Origin of the sequence: Isoptericola dokdonensis DS-3, from assembly GCF_001636295.1 — a bacterium.
In the GTDB taxonomy this organism is placed as follows: domain Bacteria; phylum Actinomycetota; class Actinomycetes; order Actinomycetales; family Cellulomonadaceae; genus Isoptericola; species Isoptericola dokdonensis.
This window is the reverse complement of sequence record NZ_CP014209.1, coordinates 1,254,306-1,274,234: the sequence shown is the minus strand read 5'-3', so window position 1 is coordinate 1,274,234 and position 19,929 is coordinate 1,254,306. Positions and strand designations below refer to the sequence as shown.

General features: G+C 75.4%; 21 protein-coding genes and 4 tRNA genes. 11 read left to right on the top strand and 14 right to left on the bottom strand.

Annotated elements, in window-relative coordinates:
* The first annotated feature begins 178 nt into the window (after positions 1-178).
* Positions 179-1,099, top strand: a complete 921-nt coding sequence (locus I598_RS06040; RefSeq protein ID WP_068202136.1) for an alpha/beta fold hydrolase — start codon at positions 179-181, stop codon at positions 1,097-1,099.
* A gap of 52 nt (positions 1,100-1,151) precedes the next feature.
* On the opposite strand, the gene I598_RS06035 is transcribed toward I598_RS06040, so the two are convergent.
* From I598_RS06035 to I598_RS06025, 3 genes are all read right to left on the bottom strand, one after another.
* A tRNA-Leu gene (locus I598_RS06035) sits at positions 1,152-1,233 on the bottom strand.
* Positions 1,234-1,272: 39 nt separating this feature from the next.
* Positions 1,273-1,746 (bottom strand): thioredoxin-dependent thiol peroxidase, encoded by a 474-nt coding sequence (bcp, locus tag I598_RS06030; protein ID WP_068202134.1) that lies wholly within the window; start codon positions 1,744-1,746, stop codon positions 1,273-1,275.
* A 61-nt stretch (positions 1,747-1,807) separates the two neighbouring features.
* Positions 1,808-2,602, bottom strand: a complete 795-nt coding sequence (locus tag I598_RS06025) for an SDR family NAD(P)-dependent oxidoreductase (protein WP_068202132.1) — start codon at positions 2,600-2,602, stop codon at positions 1,808-1,810.
* Positions 2,603-2,771: 169 nt separating this feature from the next.
* On the opposite strand from I598_RS06025, the gene I598_RS06020 reads away from it, so the two are divergent.
* The 5 genes from I598_RS06020 (at position 2,772) to I598_RS06000 (ending at position 4,111) form a co-directional block, all read left to right on the top strand.
* Positions 2,772-3,068, top strand: coding sequence for a GroES family chaperonin (locus tag I598_RS06020; RefSeq protein WP_068205030.1), 297 nt, complete (start codon positions 2,772-2,774; stop codon positions 3,066-3,068).
* Between the two features lie 123 nt (positions 3,069-3,191).
* Positions 3,192-3,264 (top strand) — tRNA-Lys (locus tag I598_RS06015).
* Between the two features lie 45 nt (positions 3,265-3,309).
* A tRNA-Lys gene (locus I598_RS06010) sits at positions 3,310-3,382 on the top strand.
* A 231-nt stretch (positions 3,383-3,613) separates the two neighbouring features.
* Positions 3,614-3,850, top strand: a complete 237-nt coding sequence (locus tag I598_RS06005) for a hypothetical protein (RefSeq protein WP_068202130.1) — start codon at positions 3,614-3,616, stop codon at positions 3,848-3,850.
* A 6-nt stretch (positions 3,851-3,856) separates the two neighbouring features.
* The gene (locus I598_RS06000; RefSeq protein WP_068202128.1) at positions 3,857-4,111 is read left to right on the top strand and encodes a hypothetical protein; all 255 of its coding nucleotides are present in this window, start codon (positions 3,857-3,859) and stop codon (positions 4,109-4,111) included.
* 153 nt (positions 4,112-4,264) lie between these two features.
* Here I598_RS06000 and I598_RS05995 read toward each other — a convergent pair whose 3' ends face one another.
* The gene (locus I598_RS05995) at positions 4,265-5,095 is read right to left on the bottom strand and encodes an SDR family NAD(P)-dependent oxidoreductase (protein ID WP_068202126.1); all 831 of its coding nucleotides are present in this window, start codon (positions 5,093-5,095) and stop codon (positions 4,265-4,267) included.
* A gap of 75 nt (positions 5,096-5,170) precedes the next feature.
* On the opposite strand from I598_RS05995, the gene I598_RS05990 reads away from it, so the two are divergent.
* The 3 genes from I598_RS05990 (at position 5,171) to trmB (ending at position 9,108) form a co-directional block, all read left to right on the top strand.
* Complete coding sequence (locus I598_RS05990) at positions 5,171-7,783, top strand: LuxR C-terminal-related transcriptional regulator (RefSeq protein WP_068202124.1); 2,613 nt, start codon at positions 5,171-5,173, stop codon at positions 7,781-7,783.
* A 50-nt stretch (positions 7,784-7,833) separates the two neighbouring features.
* On the top strand, positions 7,834-8,244 hold the full coding sequence (locus I598_RS05985) for a pilus assembly protein CpaE (protein ID WP_068202123.1): 411 nt from the start codon (positions 7,834-7,836) through the stop codon (positions 8,242-8,244).
* Positions 8,245-8,322: 78 nt separating this feature from the next.
* Positions 8,323-9,108, top strand: coding sequence for a tRNA (guanosine(46)-N7)-methyltransferase TrmB (gene trmB / locus I598_RS05980; protein WP_068202121.1), 786 nt, complete (start codon positions 8,323-8,325; stop codon positions 9,106-9,108).
* Between the two features lie 27 nt (positions 9,109-9,135).
* Here the strand turns inward: trmB and I598_RS05975 are convergent, their stop codons facing one another.
* The 5 genes from I598_RS05975 to I598_RS05955 form a co-directional block, all read right to left on the bottom strand.
* Positions 9,136-9,699 (bottom strand): energy-coupling factor transporter transmembrane component T family protein, encoded by a 564-nt coding sequence (locus tag I598_RS05975; protein ID WP_157557164.1) that lies wholly within the window; start codon positions 9,697-9,699, stop codon positions 9,136-9,138.
* 64 nt (positions 9,700-9,763) lie between these two features.
* Positions 9,764-10,453, bottom strand: a complete 690-nt coding sequence (locus I598_RS05970) for an energy-coupling factor ABC transporter ATP-binding protein (RefSeq protein ID WP_068202118.1) — start codon at positions 10,451-10,453, stop codon at positions 9,764-9,766.
* Positions 10,450-11,559: a thiolase family protein gene (locus I598_RS05965; protein ID WP_068202116.1), complete on the bottom strand. Its 1,110-nt coding sequence runs from the start codon at positions 11,557-11,559 to the stop codon at positions 10,450-10,452. The genes I598_RS05970 and I598_RS05965 overlap by 4 nt, the downstream gene beginning before the upstream one ends.
* Positions 11,556-12,947, bottom strand: coding sequence for a class I adenylate-forming enzyme family protein (locus I598_RS05960; protein WP_068202114.1), 1,392 nt, complete (start codon positions 12,945-12,947; stop codon positions 11,556-11,558). The genes I598_RS05965 and I598_RS05960 overlap by 4 nt, the downstream gene beginning before the upstream one ends.
* Positions 12,948-13,619 carry a biotin transporter BioY gene (locus I598_RS05955; RefSeq protein WP_083972940.1) on the bottom strand — a complete coding sequence of 224 codons (672 nt, stop codon included), beginning with the start codon at positions 13,617-13,619 and terminating at the stop codon, positions 12,948-12,950.
* Between the two features lie 211 nt (positions 13,620-13,830).
* On the opposite strand from I598_RS05955, the gene I598_RS05950 reads away from it, so the two are divergent.
* Both I598_RS05950 and I598_RS05945 read left to right on the top strand, forming a co-directional pair.
* Positions 13,831-15,315, top strand: a complete 1,485-nt coding sequence (locus tag I598_RS05950; protein WP_068202112.1) for a dihydrolipoyl dehydrogenase family protein — start codon at positions 13,831-13,833, stop codon at positions 15,313-15,315.
* A gap of 58 nt (positions 15,316-15,373) precedes the next feature.
* Positions 15,374-16,285 (top strand): ATP-grasp domain-containing protein, encoded by a 912-nt coding sequence (locus I598_RS05945; protein ID WP_068202110.1) that lies wholly within the window; start codon positions 15,374-15,376, stop codon positions 16,283-16,285.
* A 146-nt stretch (positions 16,286-16,431) separates the two neighbouring features.
* On the opposite strand, the gene I598_RS05940 is transcribed toward I598_RS05945, so the two are convergent.
* The 5 genes from I598_RS05940 to I598_RS05920 form a co-directional block, all read right to left on the bottom strand.
* Positions 16,432-17,343 (bottom strand): ABC transporter substrate-binding protein, encoded by a 912-nt coding sequence (locus I598_RS05940; RefSeq protein WP_068202108.1) that lies wholly within the window; start codon positions 17,341-17,343, stop codon positions 16,432-16,434.
* Between the two features lie 91 nt (positions 17,344-17,434).
* Positions 17,435-18,160: an ABC transporter permease gene (locus I598_RS05935; RefSeq protein WP_068202106.1), complete on the bottom strand. Its 726-nt coding sequence runs from the start codon at positions 18,158-18,160 to the stop codon at positions 17,435-17,437.
* Positions 18,157-18,798, bottom strand: coding sequence for an ABC transporter permease (locus tag I598_RS05930; RefSeq protein WP_068202104.1), 642 nt, complete (start codon positions 18,796-18,798; stop codon positions 18,157-18,159). The genes I598_RS05935 and I598_RS05930 overlap by 4 nt, the downstream gene beginning before the upstream one ends.
* A complete protein-coding gene (locus I598_RS05925; RefSeq protein WP_068202102.1) occupies positions 18,795-19,619 on the bottom strand; it encodes an ABC transporter ATP-binding protein in 825 nt (274 codons plus the stop codon). The genes I598_RS05930 and I598_RS05925 overlap by 4 nt, the downstream gene beginning before the upstream one ends.
* Before the next feature lie 163 nt (positions 19,620-19,782).
* Positions 19,783-19,858: transfer RNA gene (locus I598_RS05920), tRNA-His, on the bottom strand.
* Positions 19,859-19,929: the final 71 nt, after the last annotated feature.

Here is a 19,929-nt window from a genome sequence, read left to right as displayed (position 1 = left end):
GAACGAGAGGTTACTCCGATGAGTGACACGTGCAACTAGACCGAGGTCCGACGGCGGGCAACCCCCCGAGCGCACTCGTGCCTGCCCCACGGCCGACTGGTGTGCCAGCCGGATTCCGTGCCGCACCGGATCGCCGAAGGATGGAGATCGCCAGCTTCCCTCGAGACGAAGGATCCTCATGTCCCGCACGATCTCCCGCCGGTCCCTGAGATCGCCCCTGTCCGCCCTCGCGCTCCTGGCCCTGACGGCGGGCGCCGTCACCGCCTGCACGGTTCCGGAGGCCGCGTCCGAACCGGGGGCTCCGCAGTCCGCCTCGCCCGAGACTGGCCAGCCCGCGGGGGCGACACGACACATGATCGACAACGGCGGTCACCGGGTCGCGTTCTACGTCACGCAGGGAACCGGCCCCACCATCGTCCTCGACTCCGGCGGCGGGGAGGACGCCTCCTACTGGTCGGACCTCGTCCCCGAGCTGCACGAGGCCACCGGCGCCACGGTCATCACCTACGACCGGGCCGGGCTCGGCCAGAGCGACGTCGTGCCCGGCCCGTGGCAGGTCGAGAGCGCCGTCAGCGACCTCGAGTCCGGCCTCGAGCAGCTGGGGGTCACCGACGACGTGACCCTGGTGTCCCACTCCCAGGCCGGCCAGATCGCGACCTACTTCGCGCAGGACAACCCGGAGCTGATCTCCGGTGCGGTCCTGGTCGACGCCAACCTGCCTCCGTTCTTCACCGACGAGCAGATCGAACGCCTGGTGGCCTTCAGCCAGCCTCAGCTCGACGCAGCGGAGGAGGACCCGGACGACCCGCAGAACCGCCAGCTCCTGTCCACCGCGGAGAGCTTCGTCGCGACGAGCACCGACTTCCACCAGGCGACCTGGCCGGACGCGGTCCCGGCGACGGTCGTCGTCTCGGAGAAGACTCCGTTCGACGGATCCCCGGAGGACGTCCAGCGCTGGAAGGACGCCGCGGCGTCGTTCGTGCAGGCCGGCCCGCACCGCACGCTGGTCGACGCCGACGGCAGCTCGCACGACGTCGCGAAGGACCGCCCCGAGCTCGTGCTGGAGGAGATCGAGGACATGGTCGCCGCCCAGCGCTGACGTCACCGGGCGCGTCTGCTCACGGCCCCTCGTCGAGGGAACTGCTCAAGGGTGCGCGAGGCGGGAGTCGAACCCGCACGTCCGAGGACACTGAGACCTAAACCCAGCGCGTCTGCCTGTTCCGCCACTCGCGCGTGCTCCCCGCATCCTACGGGTGCGGGTGGCGACAGGCCTCAGTCGATGCCGAGCGTCTTGCGCAGCCGGGCGACGTGCCCGGTGGCCTTGACGTTGTGCTGCGCGACCTGGACGACGCCGTCGGTGCCGACGACCACGGTGGAGCGGATGACGCCGACGTACGTGCGCCCGTAGTTCTTCTTCTCGCCCCAGGCGCCGTACGCCTCCAGCACGGTGTGCTCCGCGTCGGACGCGAGCGGGAACGTCAGGGCGTCCTTCTCGGCGAACTTCGCGAGCTTGGCCGGCTCGTCGGGCGAGATGCCGACGACGGCGTACCCGGCGCCCTGGAGCGCGGCGAGGGAGTCGCGGAAGTCGCACGCCTGCGTCGTGCAGCCCGGCGTCATCGCGGCCGGGTAGAAGTACACGACGACCCCCCGGTCCGCCGACGCGCGCAGGTCGGCGAGCGACACGGTGCCGCCGTCCGCGGTGGGCAGGGTGAAGTCGGGGGCGGTGTCGCCGGCGGCGAGCGTCACGAGGTCTCCTCGGGTCGGTACGGGTGCGCCGTCGAGACTAGTGCGTGCCGCACGGGGACCGTCAGTCGTAGGCGGTCCACGGGTCGGCGCGCACGCGCTCGTCGACGGTGACGGCATCCTGGCCGATGACGACCCGCCAGCGGCCGTCGCGCACGGCGTCGAGGATCTCGTTCGCCGCCTCAGCCGGCGTGACGGGCTCGTAGTCCGCGAACGACGAGTCCAGCGCTCGGCGCCAGGACCGAGGCGGCGCCGGCATGCCCGTGCGGACGTGGCCCGGGAGCGCAAGCACGGCGGTGAGGTGCGGCGCGTGGACGCGGAAGTCACCGAGCAGGGCCTCGGTGAAGCCGCGCACCGCGAACTTCGCGGTGGAGTAGGCGGTGTGCGCCGACCTCGGTCCGAGGCTCGCCCAGAGGGCGTTCACCGAGGCGACGTTCACCACGGCGCCCTGGTCGGCGGCGAGGAGCAGGGGCAGGAACGCGCGGGTGCAGACGTAGACGCCGGACCACGACACCGCGAACGTGCGTTCCCAGTCCTCGCGCGGACCGGCCACGAAGGACCCGCCACCGACCACGCCCGCGTTGTTGACGAGCAGGTGGATCGCCTCGGTGCCGTGCTCGCGGGCGACGTCCGTCGCGAGGCGGCCGACGGCGTCCTCGTCGGTGACGTCGACCACGTGCGCGGTCACCCGCACCGCGCGCGTGGAGGCGCGCACGCGACGGACCGTCCGTCCGAGCCCGTCGCCGTCGACGTCGCAGGCCGCCACGTGGGTGCCGCCGGCGGCGAGCTGGGCGACGAGCTCGCGCCCGATGCCGGAGGCGCCGCCGGTGACCACGGCGATGCGGTGCGCGAGGTCCATCGTCGGTGCCCTTCGGTCGTCGCCCGGCCTGCGGGGACAAGCCTAGGGCCGGGGTGCGGGAAGCACCGGTCCGCCGTGCGGAGCGCGTCCGTGGCTCGCGTAGCGTGGACCCGTGAGCTCCGCAGCACCCAGCACCCCGTCGTCCGGCACCGAGCCGCTGCCCATCCGCATGCTCCACGACCGCGTCCTGGTGGACCCGGAGGTCGACTCGTCCGAGCGGCAGTCGTCCGCCGGGCTCGTCATCCCGGCCACCGCTGCCGGGCCCAAGCGCCTCGCGTGGGCGAAGGTCGTGGCGCAGGGCGAGCACGTGCGCCAGGTGGCCGTCGGGGACCGCGTCCTGTACGACCCGGAGGAGCGCGCCGAGGTCGAGCTCGGCGGTACCGACTACGTCCTGCTGCGCGAGCGCGACGTCCACGCGGTCGCCCAGCGCCGCGACGACGACGGTTCCACCGGCCTGTACATGTGACCTGCCCGGGCGTCGCCTGACCTGCACGGCAGCCCGGCCAGGACTGTCGTGGAGGTCACAGCCCGGGGCGCCGGAGCCGGTTCGAACGGGAGCCGCAGGCCTGGTAATGTTTCACCTCGCAACGCGCCATTAGCTCAATTGGCAGAGCAGCTGACTCTTAATCAGCGGGTTCGGGGTTCGAGTCCCTGATGGCGCACCGGCAACGACCTCCACCGCTCCGGCGGGGGTGGTCCGCGCACCTGCGCCATTAGCTCAATTGGCAGAGCAGCTGACTCTTAATCAGCGGGTTCGGGGTTCGAGTCCCTGATGGCGCACCGGAGACTGAAGGGCCCTGACCTGGGATGCACCAGGTCAGGGCCCTTTTCTTGCGCCAGGCGCATGGTGCTGCGAGTGGGCCCGCGTGGGGCCCGCGTGGGGCGCGCCGGGGGAGGGCGGCCGGGGCCTGCGGGCGCCGGGACGGTCAAGGAGCTGTATCCTGTCAAGGTGACCTTGACGGCCACGGTGCTGCTGGACCGCCCCCGCGCCGTCAAGATAGCGTTGACAACATGGAGATCCTCCCTACCGCGCTGAAGCACGGGTTCTCCGACGAGGACATCCGGCACGCCTGGGACAACGCCATCAGGCTCGTGGAGTTCGAGTACGACGGCGAGGATCGACTCCTGGTCATCGGCCCCGACCCGCACGGGACGATGCTCGAACTCGTGGCGGTTCCGTGCGCAGCTCCCGCCCGGATCATCCACTGCGAGAGGCTCAGGCCCCAGCGATACGACTACTCGAGGTGATACGACATGGCGAACACCATCAACTCTGACGGCGAGGTGCGCGCGCTGGACGCGGTCACCCCGAAGTCCCATCCCTCACGCGACGCCACCCACTTCCGTGCCATCATCGCGGCCCGCAAGGAGGTGGAGGAGGCGGACCAGAAACTGGTGCGTGCTGTCTCTGAGGCCCGCGAGGCGGGTGACTCATGGACGGTGATCGGCGCCGCTCTGGACACCACGCGGCAAGCCGCGTTCCAGAGGTTCTCGCACCGGGTGGGCTGACCGCACCACCCCACGACACGCAGGGCTTCCGCACCTGCCGCTGGTGCGGAGGCCCTCGTCATGCGTTCGCTCTGCCTGGTTCAGCCCTGGGTGCGCTGCCTCGGTCGATGGCTCACGAGCCGTGGCCGGCGGCGGGCCTTCGACGTCCCCGGTTCACCCTCGGACGCCGCGGGCCCAGACGGCGTCGAGGGCGCGGGCGGGCAGCAGGGCCTTCATCGCGAGGATCACCCGGGCGTCACCGCCGACGAGCGTGCGCGGTCGCGGCCGACGCCGGGTGAGCTGCCGCTCGACGGCGGCGGCCACGTGCCCCGCCGGCTTGGCGTTCCGGCGGATCCGGGCGACGAGCTGCCGTTCACCGGCGAAGTGCGGTGCGTAGAGCTGCCGCAGCTCCGGGTCGAGACCCGCCTCGAGCTCGTCGAGCAGCTCGTCCATGTGGTGCCACGGCTCGGTGTCCACCACACCCGGCTCGACGAGCGCGACCTGCACACCGAAGGGCCGCAGCTCGACGCGCAGGCAGTCGGCCACCGCCTCGACCGCGTACTTCGACGCGTTGTACAGGCCGGTGAACGGGAACGACACCCGGCCGTTGATCGAGGAGATGAACACGACCCGGCCACGGGTCCGGCGTAACCGGGGCAGCACCGCCCGCGTCAGCGCGAGGGGGCCGACGAGGTTCACGTCGAGCTGGTGCAGCATGTCCGTCCGGGACAGGGTCTCCACCGGCCCGGCCACCGCCACGCCCGCGTTGTTGACCAGGGCGTCGAGCCGGTCGGGGAGCACCGCGCCCAGCGCCTCGACGTGCTCGGGCACGGTGACGTCGAGCTCGACCGGCGTGATGCGGTCGGACGCCTCGGCGAGCTCCTTGGCGGCGACGTCGCTGCGGACGCCGCCGTAGACCTGCCAGCCGTGGCCCGCCAGGTGCAGGGCGGTCGCACGGCCGATGCCGCGGGAGGCGCCGGTGACCAGGACGGTGCGCGTGCTCATGGCTCCACCGTCGCGCGCCGTCGCACGGGCGGCGCGAGTAGTGCGCTACCCGGATCCGGCTCCTACGCTGGTCCCATGGAGCGGACCTGGCCGCTCACCGGTCGGGACGACGAGCTGCGCACCGTCGCGGCAGCCGTCCGTGCGGGTGCGGCCGGCATCGTCGTGGCGGGTCCGGCCGGCGTGGGCAAGACCCGGCTCGCGCGCGAGGCGGTGGCGCTCGCCGCGCGCGGCGGGGCACAGGTCCTCTGGGCGCACGGCAGCGCCGTCGCACGACCGCTGCCGCTGGGTGCCTTCGCCGGGCTGCTCGACGTGCCGCCCGGGGACGCCGCGCACACCGTCGGCCGGGCGCTGGAGCAGCTCGCCCGGCACCGCTCGCCCGTGCTGGCCGTCGACGACGCGCACCTGCTCGACGAGCACTCCGCCATCCTGCTGGACCGGGTGGTGGAACGGCGGGCTGCCCCGGTGCTGGTCACGGTGCGCACCGGCGAGCCGACCCCCGACGCCGTGACCGCCCTGTGGAAAGACGATCGGCTCGGACGCCTGGACCTCGCGCCGCTGGACCCCGCGCGGACCACAGCCCTGGTCGCCCGGGTGCTCGGCGGCCCGGTCGAGGCCGCGTCGGCGCACCGGCTGTGGACGCTCACCGAGGGCAGCCCGCTGTTCCTGCGTCACCTGCTGACGGGCGAGGTGTCGGCAGGCCGCTTCACCGTCTCCGCCGGGATCTGGCGGTGGGTCAGCGAGCCGACGCTCTCACCGGCGCTCGCCGACCTCCTGGCCGGCCAGATCGGGAGCCTCGACCCGGGCGTGCAGGACGTCGTGGACGTCGTCGCGCTGGCCGAGCCCGTCGCCGTCACGGCGCTGTGCGGTCTGACGTCGGCCGCCGACGTCGAGCAGGCGGAGGCCCGCGGGCTGGTCCGGACCGACGAGACCGTGGCGCGGCTGGCACACCCGCTCTACGGGGAGGTGCGCCGGTCCGGCATGGGGACCCTGCGGGCCCGCCGCCTGCGGGGCCTGGTCGCCCGGACCCTCGACACCGCGCCCGACCCGATCCCGCGCGCCGTGCTCACCCTGGACTCCGACCTCGAGCCGGACCCGGCGCTCTTCCTGCAGGCCGCCGAGGCGGCGACCCGGCTGTTCGACCTGCCGCTCGCCGAACGGCTCGCCCGCGCCGCCGCCACGACCGGTGCACCCGTCGCCCGGCTGGTCCACGCGGCAGCGCTGTCCTGGCTCAGCCGGGGCGACGACGCCGAGGCCGTCCTCGCGGACCTGGCGGCCACCGCGCCGGACGCCGGGATGCAGGCCATGGCCCACCTGCACCGTGCGGGGAACCTCATGTGGACGCTGGCGCGGCCCGACGACGCCGACCGCGCGCTCGCCGCCGCCCGGGCCACCGCGGCGCTCCCGCTGCACGTCGCCGCGATGTCGCTCGCCCTGGCCGCGGCCGCCGGGGACGTCACCACCGTGCTCGCCCAGGGGCCGGCGCTGCTGCGCACCGACGACGCGGACGACCTGGTGCGCATCCTCGCGTCGTCGGCGGTCACGGCGGCGGCCGCCCTCACGGGCGACCGCGCGCTGCTCGACGAGGCCGCCGACGTGGGCGGCCTGGGCGCCGACCGCGTGCCGCCGGGCATCCCCGGGTTCGGGCTCGCGGACATGCAGGTGCTCGGGAACCGCCTCGCCGGGACCCCCGGTCGCGCGGACGACCGGGTCCGCCGCCTCGTCGCCGTGTCCGCCGACCTGCCCGGCCCCGCCCGGCTGATGGGCCTCGTGGTGGCGGGGCACGCCGCCCTCGCCGGCGGCCGGGTGGCCGACGCGCTGCCCCTGCTGCAGGACGCCTGGGCCGGTCTGGCCGACTCGGGGCACGAGTTCCGGTTCCGGTGCCGGACGCTGCTCGCGACCGCCCGGGCGCTGGCGGGTGACGCGGATCGGGCCGCCCCCCACCTCGACGGCATCGTCGCCGGCGGGCACCCGGCCTACCGGATCTTCGCCCCCGACGACCTGCTCGCCCGGGCGTGGGGCGCCGCCGCAGAGGGCTCGACGACCGAGGCCACCGCCCACGCGACCGCCGCCGCCGAGCTCGCCCGGGCCACCGGTGCACCCGCCTGGGAGGTGCTCGCCTGGCAGACCGTGGTCCAGCTCGGGGACGCGACGCCGGCGCTCGCCCCGCTGACGGCGCTCGCCGGGCTCGGACCGCGCGCCGCGACGGCAAACGAGCACGCCCGAGCCCGCGTCGCGGACGACGGCGCGGCCCTGCTGCGGGTGTCGACGGCCTGGACCGGGCTGGGTGATCTCGTCGCCGCGGGGGACGCCGCCGCCCAGGCCGCCGCGGCGCACCGCCGGGCCGGACGCCGCGGGTCCGCGTACTCCGCCGCGGCGCTCGCGGCCGACCTGGCGGGGCGATCGGGCGCCCGGACCCCCGCCCTGGCGAGCGCCGTCCGACCGCTGCCGCTGACCGGCCGGGAGCGCGAGATCGTCACCCTCGCCGCCGGCGGGGCGTCGAACCGTGCCATCGCAGGGCGGTTGACCGTCTCGGTGCGCACGGTGGAGGGGCACCTCTACCGGGCCGGTCTCAAGCTCGGCGTCTCCGAGCGAGCCGGGTTCGCGGCGGTGCTGGGGCTCGCGTCGGGCCCGTCGGCCGCGGGCGCAAGGCGGCCGGCCACGGATCCCGTCGACCCGGTCGCCGGCTGAGGTCGCGGGCGGGCGGTTGCGTCCCGGCGTGCGACGTGCACGATGGGACGATGATCTCGACCTCGCTCGCCGCCCGGCTGCGCGACGCGGGACTCGTGTGGAGACCGGCCGACGGTGACCGGTTCCACATCGACTCCCCGGAGCTCGACGCCGACGTGTTCACGGTCTCGACGATGACGATCGAGGCGCACCAGTTCCCGACCGGCACCGTGCTCGGCTTCAACGGCACCACCGAGTGGGCGCTGGACTCGGTGCGGATCGAGGACACCCTGTGGCTGCCGCGCGAGGACCAGCTCCGCGACCTGCTCGGCGGCACGTTCCGCACGCTGCGGGCGGACGACGACGGCTGGGTCGTGGAAGCGGAGCTCCTGGGCGAGCCGCGCACGTTCAGCGGGCCGGAGGCGGCGGACGCCTACGGCGAGGCGCTGCTCGCGCTGGTCAGCCTCGCCTCCGAGGGCTGACCCGCCCGGCCCCGGTCGGTCGCCGTCGGCGCCGGGACGCTGCGCGGCGCACGCGGCCCGCGCCCGTAGGCTTGGCCGGTGCCCGAGACCCCTAAACCGACCGTCGGCGAGGCCCCGCACCTGCGCCGCCCGCTGAGCTACGTGCGCCGCACGGCGCGGCTCACGCCGAGCCAGCAGCGCGCCTGGGACACCCGCCGCCACCAGTACCTGGTCGACGTGCGCCGCGAGGCCGAGGACCGGGTCCTGTCGGTGCACCCGGACTGGCGGTTCGACGCCGCCGCGGAGTTCGGTCGGACGGCGCCGGTGGTCATGGAGATCGGCACGGGCCTGGGGGAGTGCGTGGTGCACGCCGCCGCGTCCCACCCGGAGCGCGACCACGTCGCCGTCGAGGTGTACACCCCGGGTGTCGCGTCCACGATCGTGCGGGCGGGCCACGCCGGCACCGACCCGGCGGACGCCGGTGGCGCCCCGGGCCAGGAGCTCACCAACCTGCGGATCCTCCAGGCCGACGCCGCCGCGCTGCTGGAGCACGGGCTGCCCGCGGCGAGCCTTGACGAGCTGTGGGTGTTCTTCCCGGACCCGTGGCCGAAGCAGCGGCACCACAAGCGGCGGCTGGTGTCGCCCGAGTTCGCGGACCTCGCCGCGCGTGTGCTGCGCCCGGGCGGCGTGTGGCGTCTCGCCACCGACTGGGCCGAGTACGGCGAGGTGATGCTCGCCGTCGGCGACGCCGCGGAGCAGTTCCACAACGCGCACGGCACCGGCAACGTCGCGCCGCGCTTCGACGGGCGCGTCATGACGAGCTTCGAGCGCAAGGGCCTCACCGCGGGCCGGTCGGTCACGGACCTGGAGTTCGTCCGGCGCTGACGTGCTGCCGATCTGGTGGGCGCGTGGTCAGTCGTCCAGCCCCCGAGCCCGCAGGGCCTCACCGAGCGCGTCGGCCCGGCGCAGCGCGCCGACGACGAGCGGCACCGCGAAGGCGCGCACGTCCCGCTCCCGACCGCGGGCGCGCTGGGCGTCCCGGACCTTCCCGGCGAGGTCGGCGAGCACCGGCACGGACCGCAGCGTGAGCGCGAGCACGAGGGCGGCGCGGTCGGCGTCCGCGCCGTACCGCTCGAACGGCCGCAGCGCCCGCTCGAGCGCGTCGAGGATCGCGGAGGTCGGCGTGGTGAGCGTGACGAGCCCGGCGAGGGCCACCAGCACGACCAGCCGGGTCGTCAGGACGGCCGCCCCGAGCGCCCCGACGGTCCACACCTGGACGGCCGCCAGGACGGGCACGAACCAGCGCAGCGGGCGCACCTGCCCCCACAGCGCCCGGGGGCCGAGCCCGGCCAGCACGTAGAGCAGCACGACGACGCCGACGGCGACCCCGACGCCCGGCAGCGAACCGACCGCCAGGAGCCCGAGAGACAGTCCGCACAGCGCGAGCAGCTTGGTGCCGGCCCCGAGCCGGTGCACGACCGACGGCCGTCGCGCCGAGCCCGCGGACGGCGGCGGCGTGTCGATCCCGGGGCCGGACCGGTCACGCCGGCACCTCCATGAGCGCCCGGTAGGCGGGCACCGCGACGGCGGGGACGTCGTCCACCACGACGCGGCCGTCGTCGACCACCAGCACCCGGTCGTAGGCGGCCACGAGGTCGAGGTCGTGGGTGACGAGCACGACGTCCTGGGTCAGCGCGGCCAGCCGCGCGGCGACGTCGCGGGTGTTGCGCAGGTCGAGCAGGGTGGTGGGCTCGTCCGCGACGACGAGCCGCGGCCCGGACACGAGCACGCTCACCAGGGCGAGGAGCTGCTTCTGCCCGCCGGAGAGCAGGTGGGCGGGGTGCTCGGCGTGGTCGGCGAGCCCGTGCCGGTCCAGCTCGGCTGCCACGCGTGCGGCGACCTCGTCGCGGGTGAGGCCGGACCTCCGCAGCGAGTAGGCGACGTCCTCCGCGACCGTGGGCATGACGATCTGCGCGTCCGGGTCGGTGAACACGAACCCGACGCGGCGGCGCACGTCGCGGCCCCGGCGCCGGGTGTCGAGCCCGTCGACGTGCACGCTGCCCCGGGTGGGCAGCACGAGCCCGTTGAGCAGCCGGGCGAGCGTGGACTTGCCGGACCCGTTGGCCCCGAGCACGGCGACGCGCCGCTCGGCGATCCGCAGGGACACCCCGCGCAGCACGTGCCGGCCCTCGCGGTGCACGTGCACGTCGTCCAGCACGATCTCGGTCATCTCAGCACCTCCACGAGCACGGCCACGCCCTGACCCCCGGCGGCCGCGGCGGCAGCCAGCCCGAACGTCCCCGGCGGGGCGCCGCCGCCGACGAGCCGGGCGAAGAGCCGCACGAGCGCCACGGCACCGCTCGCCCCGAACGGGTGCCCGTACCCGAGCGCCCCGCCGTCCGGGTTCCACCGGAGGTCGGTCGCGACGTCGACACCGAGGTCGTCGCCGACGGCGAGGACCTGCGCGGCGAACGCCTCGACGACCTCGAACGCGGCGACGTCGTCGAGCCGCACCCCGCCCCGGGAGCAGGCGGCGCGCACGGCCGGGACGACGGCGAGCGGGGCCTGGGCGGGCACGCCCGCCACGGTGGCGGTCGCCACCACCCGCAGCCCCGGCACCCCGGTCGGCCGGGAGCCGTCGGCGACGATCGCCACGGCGGCGGCGCCGTCCGCGGCGGGCGCCGCCGACAGGGCGGTCACCGACCCGCCGGGCGCGAACGCGCCGGGCAACCGGGCCTCGACGGCGGCGCGCAGGGAGCGGGCGTGCTCGTCGCGGTGGAGCCCGGCGGCGGGCACGGTCTCGGCGGCGAACCGGCCGTCCCGGTGGGCGGCGAGCACGCGGGCGTGGGATGCCGCGGCGCAGGCGTGCTGCCGCTCGCGCCCGATGCCGCGGCGCGTCGCGAGAGCCTCGGCCGCGACCCCGAGGTCCGGGTCCGCCCACGGCGGCGGCGCGAACGACGCGCGGTCGTAGCGCAGCGGGCCGTGAGCACGGGCGGGCGCCCGCCCGGCCACCTCGACCCCGCCCGCCAGCACGACGTCCGCGTGGCCGGCGTCCACGAGCGCCGCGGCGAGGTTCACGGCGGCCAGACCCGAGGCGCACTGCCGGTCAACGCCCACCCCGGGCACGTGCCGCCCGAGGGCGGCGAGGGCCGCCCGGCGGGCGACGTCGCCGCCGTGCCCGGCCGCGTTGCCGAGGACGACGTCGTCGACGTCGCGGGCGGCGTCGCGCGCGCAGGCCGCGAGCACGGCAGCGGCAAGGGTGGTCTCGTCCTGGGCGGCGTGGCCGCGCCCGGCCCGTCCGACCCAGGTGCGGCGTGCCGCCACGACGACGCTCACGGCAGCGCCTCCAGCGCGCCGACGTCGGCGGTGGGGTCGATCCCCGCGGCGGCCGCGCCCAGGGCGGACCGGGCGGGCTTGCCGGCGCCGGTGCGGGGGAGGGCGTCGAGGCGGTACCAGCGTCGCGGGCGCTGAGCGGGGGCGAGGGTGGCGCGCGCGACCCGGTCGAGGTGCGCGCGCAGGCCGGGACGGGCGTCGGCCTCGACGACCGCCACGACGACGGCCCCGAGCCGCCGGTGCGGGGCACCGACGACGACGACGTCGCGGACGCCGGGCACGGCGCGGAGCGCGAGCTCGACGTCCTCCGGGACGACGGTCGCCCCGGCGGTGAGGATCGCGCCGTCGCCCCGGCCGCGCAGCACCAGCGGTGCGCCGGGTCCGGTGAGGTCGGCGAGGTCGCCGACGGTGCTCCAGCCGTCGTCGCGGTGCAGGGGGCCGCGGGCGTCCGCCAGGTAGCCGTCGGCCACCCACGGGGAACGCACCCAGACCTCGCCGAGCCCGGTGTGCGCGGCCGGGCGCACGTCGATCTCCACCTCGGGGAACGGCTGCAGGCCGTCGCCGGTGTCGACCGCGACGAAGCTCAGCTCGACGGCGCCGTAGTAGGCGACCAGGCGCAGCCCGTGGGCCGCGGCGCGCTCGTGCTGGGTCCGGTCGAGCGCGGCACCGCCGACGACGACGGTGCGCAGCCGGCTCGGTGCGCCCTGGTCGAGGGCGTCGAGGAGGTCGTCGAGGCGGGACGGCACGACGTGCGCGACGTCGGCGTCGGCCAGCGCGGCGACCGCGGTGGTGGGGGTGGGCGCGACGAGGACGGCGGCGCCCGTGCCGAGGGCGTGCACGGCGGCGAAGCAGTGCAGGGAGCTGGCGAGGGGCCCCGTGACGAGCACCGTGTCCTGGGTGGTGGTGCCGGTGAGGTCCGTGACGTGCCCGAACGAGCGGGTCCACGACCCGCGGGTGCGGCGCACGGCGCGGGGCCGGCCGGTGCTGCCGGAGGAGAACCCGGCCCAGGCGGGGGCGTCGTCGTCGGGTGCCGGGCCGGGGTCGGCGGGGACGCGGCGCCCGCGCGGCAGGGCGAGCGCGACGACGACCGCCGGGGCCAGCGTCCGCAGCACCTCGGCACGCTGGTGGACGCCCCAGGCGGGGTCGCCGACGAGCGCGACGGCCCCCGCGTGGTCGACGGCGAGCATCGCGACGAGCGTGTCCAGCGGGTCGGCGAGGGTCAGGGCGACGAGGTCGCCGGCGCGGATGCCGCCCCCGCGCAGGTGCTCGGCGCCCGCGGCGACGTCCGCCGCGAGCTCGGCCCACGTGCGGGTGCGGTCCCCGCAGCGCAGCGCCGCGCGATCGGCGTCGGGGCCGGTCGCGCGGCGCAGCACCTGGTGGGCGACGGGCACTCAGACCTCCCGGCGGTGGTGCGCGAGCGCGGCAGGGTAGGCGCGGGCCACGCCCACCGTGATGCCCGCGCAGGCGAGCGCCTTGAGGACGTCGCCGGGCAGGAACATCACCGACAGCAGCGCGGTCTCGCCCAGCGGCACGCCCGTGACGAGCGCCTGCACCGGGATGCCGATCGCGTAGACGACGGCGACCCCGCCGACGAGGCTCGCCGCCAGGACGCCGCCGAACGTCACCCGGCGCAGCCGCTGCACCAGCAGCCCCACGACGAACGCCCCGACGACGAACCCGGCGAGGTACCCGGCCGACGGCCCGGCGAACACCCCGAGGCCCCCGCGACCGCCGGCGAGCAGCGGCAGCCCGGCCGCCACCAGCGCGAGCAGCGTGAGCACCGCGAGCGCCCCCCGCCGCGCCCCGAGGACCGCACCCGCCAGCATGACGCCGAGCGTCTGGAACGTGATCGGGACGGCGTTGCCGAACAGCGCGAGCGGCCCCGGCATCCCCAGCACGGCGATGAGCGCGGCGAACGTGGCGATCCGTGCCGCGTCGGCGGCGGTGCCGCGCCCGCCGCGGGCCGGCGTCTCGGCGACGTCCGGTGCGCCGGTGCCGTCGCCGGCGGCGGGTCCGTCGGCGGTCGGCGAGCCGCCGGTGGGCCTGGTGTCGGTGCCGGTCATCGTGCTCCCTCGTCGGGCGGTCGTCGGGCCCTTCCACTGTGGCCGCCACCTGGTCGGTCGTTCGCCGGACGGCCGGCCAGGGTGACGTCGTCGGAGTGCACGGAACGTACAACGCGTTGTCGCAACCCTTCAACGGTGTCCGCCCTGTGGTGGCCGGTCCCGCCAACCCGCTCGGGCTGCGCCTCGCCGCCCGGCACGACACGATGCGCGTATGGACACCTTCGACGTCATCGTCATCGGCGCGGGCCCCGTGGGGGAGAACGCCGCCGACCGCGCCTCCCGTACCGGCCTGTCCGTCGCGGTCGTGGAGGCCGAGCTCGTGGGCGGGGAGTGCTCGTACTGGGCGTGCATCCCGTCCAAGACGCTGCTGCGCCCCGGCGCGGCCCGGGCGGCCGCGGCCGCGGTGCCGGGGGTCGCCGACCCGGGCCCGCTCGACGTCGCCGCCGTGCTCGCGTGGCGCGACGAGCGGACGGGCGAGGGCGACGACTCCGGGCAGGAGCAGTGGCTCGACTCGGCCGGGATCGCGCTCGTGCGGGGGCACGGGCGGCTCGTGGGCGAACGCACCGTCGAGGTGACGCCCGCCCAGGGCGTGGACGACGACGTCGACGGGCAGGTGCGTCGCCTCACGGCCCGCTGCGCCGTCGTCGTCGCGACCGGCAGCGCGCCCGTCGTGCCGCCGGTGCCGGGGCTGGCCGAGGCCGCGCCGTGGACGTCCCGCGAGGCGACCGCCGTGGAGTCGGTGCCGGAGTCGCTGGTCGTGGTGGGCGGGGGAGTCGTGGGCTGCGAGATGGCCCAGGCGTACGCCGACCTCGGCGCCCGCGTCACGCTCCTGGCGCGGGGAACCCTGCTGGGTGGTGCCGAGCCGTTCGCGGGCGAGGCGGTCGCGGCGTCCCTGCGGGACGCCGGGGTCGACGTCCGGCTCGGCGTCGAGACGCAAGGAGTGGAGCGCCCCGAGCCCGGCGGGCCGGTCACGGTGACCGTCACCGACGCCGACGGCGCCGGACCGGCCGAGGTCACCGCCGCCGAGCTGCTCGTCGCCACCGGGCGCCGCCCCCGCACCGGGGACGTCGGCCTGGGCAGCATCGGCCTCGACCCCGACGCGCCGCTCGCCGTCGACGACTCCACCGCCGTCGTGGCCGCCGACCTCGACGGCGCGGGACGCCCCTGGCTGTACGCCTGCGGGGACGTCACGGGGTCCGTCGCGACCACCCACCAGGGCAAGTACCAGGCGCGCGTCTGCGGGGACGTGGTCGCCACCCGGTTCGGCGACGACGGCGCCCGCGCCGCCGACGTCGCGGACGCCGGGGCCTGGAGCCGCTACCGCGCCACCGCCGACCACGGCGCCCAGACCCAGGTCGTGTTCACGCGGCCCCAGGTCGCATGGGTGGGACCCACCGAGGCGCAGGCCCGCGCCGCCGGGACCGACGTCGAGGTCGTGGCCTACGCGCTCGGCGACGTCGCCGGAGCGGGCGTCACCTCCCCGGGCTACCCGGGCCGCGCCCAGCTCCTCGTCGACCGCGAGCGCCGCGTGATCGTCGGCGCCACGTTCGTCGGCCCCGACGCCGGCGAGATGCTGCACGCCGCCACGATCGCCGTCGTCGGCGAGGTGCCCCTCGACCGGCTCTGGCACGCCGTGCCCGCGTTCCCGACCGTCAGCGAGGTGTGGCTGCGCCTCGCCGAGACCGCGGGCCTGTGAACCCCCTTCACCCTGGACGTGGCACCGTCACGAAACCTCGTCCGGTTAGGCTTCGGACGTGACCCAGACGAAGCGAGTCGGACTCGCCACCTGCTCCGTCCTGCCCGACCTCGACGCGGACGACCGGCCCCTCCTGGCCGCCCTCGCGGCCCGCGGCGTCACCGCCGAGGCCGTCGTCTGGGACGACCCCGACGTCGACTGGGACTCCTACGACCTCGTCGTCGTGCGCTCCACGTACGACTACTCCCCGCGCCGCGACGAGTTCGTCGAGTGGGCGCGCAGGGTCCCGCGCCTCGCGAACGCCGCCGACGTGATCGCCTGGAACACCGACAAGACCTACCTCCAGGCGCTCGAGCAGGGCGGCGTGCCCGTCATCCCCACGATCTGGCTCGACCCGGAGCGGCACTTCTCCAAGCGCGCCATCCACACCCGCATGCCGGCGTTCGGCGACTTCGTCGTCAAGCCCGTGGTGTCCGCGGGCGCCCGGGACACCGGCCGCTACCAGCCCGTCAGCGCCCAGTCCCGCGCCATGGCCATCGACCACGCCAAGGACCTCCTCGAGTCCGGCCGCGCCGTCATGATCCAGCCGTACGTCACCAGCGTCGACACCGCCGGTGAGACCTGCGTGGTGTTCGTCGAGGGCGAGCTGCGGCACGCCGTCCACAAGAACGCGCTCCTCACCGGTCCCAGCCGCCCCACCCAGGGCCTGTACCGCAAGGAGCAGATGAGCGCGGTCGAGGCCACCGCCGCCCAGGTCGACGTCGCCCGCAAGGCGCTCGCCGTCGCCCACGAGGCCACCGGCGAGAACAAGCCCTTCCTCTACGCCCGGGTCGACCTCGTCAACGGTGCCGACGACGTCCCCACCGTCATCGAGCTCGAGCTCACCGAGCCGTCGCTGTGGCTCAAGTACGCCGGGGACGCCGACACGCTCGGCAAGCTTGCCGACGCGATCGTGGCGCGGGTCGGCTGAGGTCTCGTCCTGCGGACCGGTGCGCGTGAGCGGGACCGGACCCGAGGGCGGCGCGGTCGCGCTCACGGTCGCTGCGCGACCTGCGCGTCCCGTCTGACGGCCGCGCCGCCCTCGGACCCGATCCCGCTCGTGCGGTCGGGTGAAGGTCAGCCGAGGTCGTTCTCCGCGAGCCAGTCGGCGGCGATGTCGTCGCTGGAGCGCTTCTCCTCGGTGGACTCGACGTTGAGGGCGACGAGGCCCTCGGGGGTGAGGGCGGCGCTGACGGGGTTCAGGACGTCGGCGACCTGGTCGGCGACGCCGGCGCTGACGAGCGGGACGACGTTGGAGGCGAGGAACAGGCCCTCGGGGTCCTCCAGGGTGACGAGGCCCTCGGTCTGGATGCGGGGGTCGGCGCTGAACACGTTGGCGACGTTCACGGTGCCGGCGACGAGGTCCTGGACGGTGGTGTCGCCGGTGGCCTCGAAGGCGACGTCGACGCCGTAGACGTCCGCCAGCCCCTGCGGGCCGTAGGGCCGCTCCTCGAGCTCGGGCGGGCCGCCGAGGGTCAGGTCGGCGACGCCCGCGAGGTCCGCGATGGAGGTCAGCCCGTTCGCCTCGGCGAACTCCCCGGTGACGGTGTACGAGTCCTGGTCGGACGCGGTGGACTGGTCGAGCACGGTGAGCGAGTCCGGCAGGGCGTCGGCGAGCGCGGCGTAGACGTCCTCGGCGGTGGTCGCCGTGGTCTCGGGGTCGAAGAACTGCAGCAGGTTGCCCGTGTACTCGGGGAACACCTGCACCTCGCCGCTCTCGAGCGCCGGCATGTAGGCGTCGCGCTGACCGATGGAGAAGTTGCGCTCCACGGTGAGGCCCGCGCCCTCCAGGGCCTGGGCGTAGATCTCCGCGACGATCTCGTTGGAGTAGTAGGCCTGGGAGCCGACGACGATGGTGCCCGCCTCGGGGCTCTCGGCGGCGCCGGACTCCGCGGCCAGCGGGTCGGAGTCGCCGCCGCAGGCGGTGAGGGTGAGCAGGGCCGCCGCGGCACCGGCGGCGATCAGGGTGGTGCGTCGTGCGTTGCGCATGGTGTGCCTCTCTGCGGGCGTGCCCGGCGTCGGCTCGGGCGGGGGAGGTCGGTGCGGCTCAGTCAAGCACGCGATGCCCGGTTGGTCCTGTTCAGGCGGGTGCCGGTGTGGCGCGGCGCCGCCGGGTCCGCCCACCGGTGGAGCCCTGCCGGACCCGCACGCCGCGCGGGACGACGGCACGCTCGGCGAGCGCGAAGACGACGTCGAGCACGACGGCGAGGACGACGACGAGCAGGGACGCCCCGAGGATCTGGGCGAAGTCGCGCAGCTGGATGCCCTGCACGATGTAGAAGCCGAGCCCCCAGCTCCCCACGTACCCCGCGAGGGTGACGGTGGCGACGACCTGCAGCGTGGCCGAGCGCAGCCCACCGACGAGCAGCGGCAGCCCGAGCGGGATCTCGACCTGGCGCAGCACCTGCCCCGACGTCATCCCGACGGCCCGGGCGCCGTCGACGACACGCTTCTCCACGGCCTCCACGCCGGTGTACGCGCCGGCGAGGATCGGCGGGATCGCGAGCAGGACGAACGCCGTGGTGGCGGCGCCGACCTTGTGCGTGACCCCGACGACGAGCACGAGCAGCAGCACCAGCCCGAACGAGGGGATGGCGCGGGCCGCGCCGGACAGCGCGACCGCGACCTCGCGGCCCCGGCCGGTGTGCCCGACGGCCCAGCCGGCAGGGATCGCGACGGCCGCGGCGACGAGCACGGACACCACCGTGAACGCGAGGTGCGTCCAGATCGCCTCGGACAGCGGCAGCGAGCCGGTCGCCCGGTCGGGGGAGAAGATCCACGCGAACGCGTCGGCGAACAGGTTCATGCGGCACCTCCACGGGCCCAGGGCATGAGGGCACGCCCGGCGACGGCGAGCAGCCGGTCCACGACGAGCGCGATGAGGACGACGGCGACGACGCCGGCGAGGATCTCGGCGACGATCTGCCGCTGGTACCCGTTGGTGAAGAGATAGCCGAGGTTGTCGATGCCGATGAGGATCCCGACGGTCGCCAGCGAGATGGTGGACACCGCGGTGACGCGCAGCCCGGCCAGCACGACCGGACCCGCGAGGGGCAGGTCGACCTGCCAGAACCGGCGCCACGCCCCGTAGCCGACGGCGTCGGCGGCCTGCCGCACGACCGGGTCGACGGAGGTCAGGGCGTCCGCGACGAACCGGGTCATGATCGCCACCGCGTAGATCGTCAGCGCGATGACGAGGTTGAGCTCCGACAGGAAGCTGATGCCCAGCACCGGCGGCAGCAGCGCGAACAGGGCCAGCGACGGGATCGTGTAGAGCAGCCCGACGAGGGTGAGCAGCAGCCCGCGGGTCAGCCGGAACCGGTAGGCCAGCCAGCCCGCCGGCACCGAGAGCACCAGGCCCAGCACGATCGGCAGCACGCACTGGCGCAGGTGGTCCACGGTGAGGCGGCCGATGAGGTCGAGGTTGTCGAGGACCCAGGTCATCGGTCGTCCTCCACGAGCACGCCCTGGGTGCGCCCGTTGGCGTCCACCAGCACGGTGGTGCCCTGGTCGGTGGCCCGGGTGTGCAGGGCGCGGGCGCCCCGCTCGACGCCGATGAACGACGCCACGAACTCGCTCGCGGGGTTCTCGATGATCTCGCTCGGCGACCCGATCTGCGCGACCGCGGCGCTCTTCTCCAGGATGACCACCTGGTCGCCCAGCAGGAACGCCTCGTCGATGTCGTGGGTGACGAACACGACCGTCTTGTGCAGCTCCTGCTGCAGGCGCAGCGTCTCCGTCTGGAGCTCGGCCCGCACGATGGGGTCGACGGCGCCGAACGGCTCGTCCATGAGCAGGATGTTCGGGTCGGCCGCGAGCGCACGGGCGACGCCGACGCGCTGCTGCTGCCCGCCGGAGAGCTGGCTGGGGTACCGCTGCGCGAGCGCGGCGTCGAGCCCGACGACGTCGAGCACCTCGTGCGCACGCTCCCGCGCGGCGGCCTTGGGCACACCGTCCAGGCGCAGCACCGTGGTGACGTTGTCGATGACCCGCTGGTGGGGGAGCAGGCCGCCGTTCTGCAGCACGTAGCCGATGGAGCGGCGCAGCTTCACCGGGTCGCGGTCGGCGACGGGCTCGCCGTCGATCTCGATGCTGCCGGACGTCGGCTCCACCATGCGGTTGATCATCCGCAGCAGGGTCGTCTTGCCGCTGCCGGAGGACCCGACGAGCACGGTGGTGCGGTGCGGCGGGACGACCAGGTCGAAGTCCGCGACGGCGTGCGTCCCGTCCGGGTACGTCTTGGTGACCGACCGGAACTCGATCATGGCGCCTCCTGGTGCTGGTCAGACCGGTGCGGTCCGACGTCCCAGCCGATCACACCCGGGCCGTGCGCGCGCGCTGCGCCGCCGGGCGTGCCGCGAAACAGGTCCGGTGCCGGTGCCGGAGACGGCTCGAGGCCCGGACGCGGACGTCCGGGCCTCGAGCTCGTGGGGTGGCTAACCGGGCTTGAACCGGCGACCTCCTGGACCACAACCAGGCGCTCTACCGACTGAGCTATAGCCACCACGGTGCTGTCAGGGCCTGCCCTCGAGCACCAGGGGACGGACCGGAACCGAAGGACCGGGCCGTCGAAAA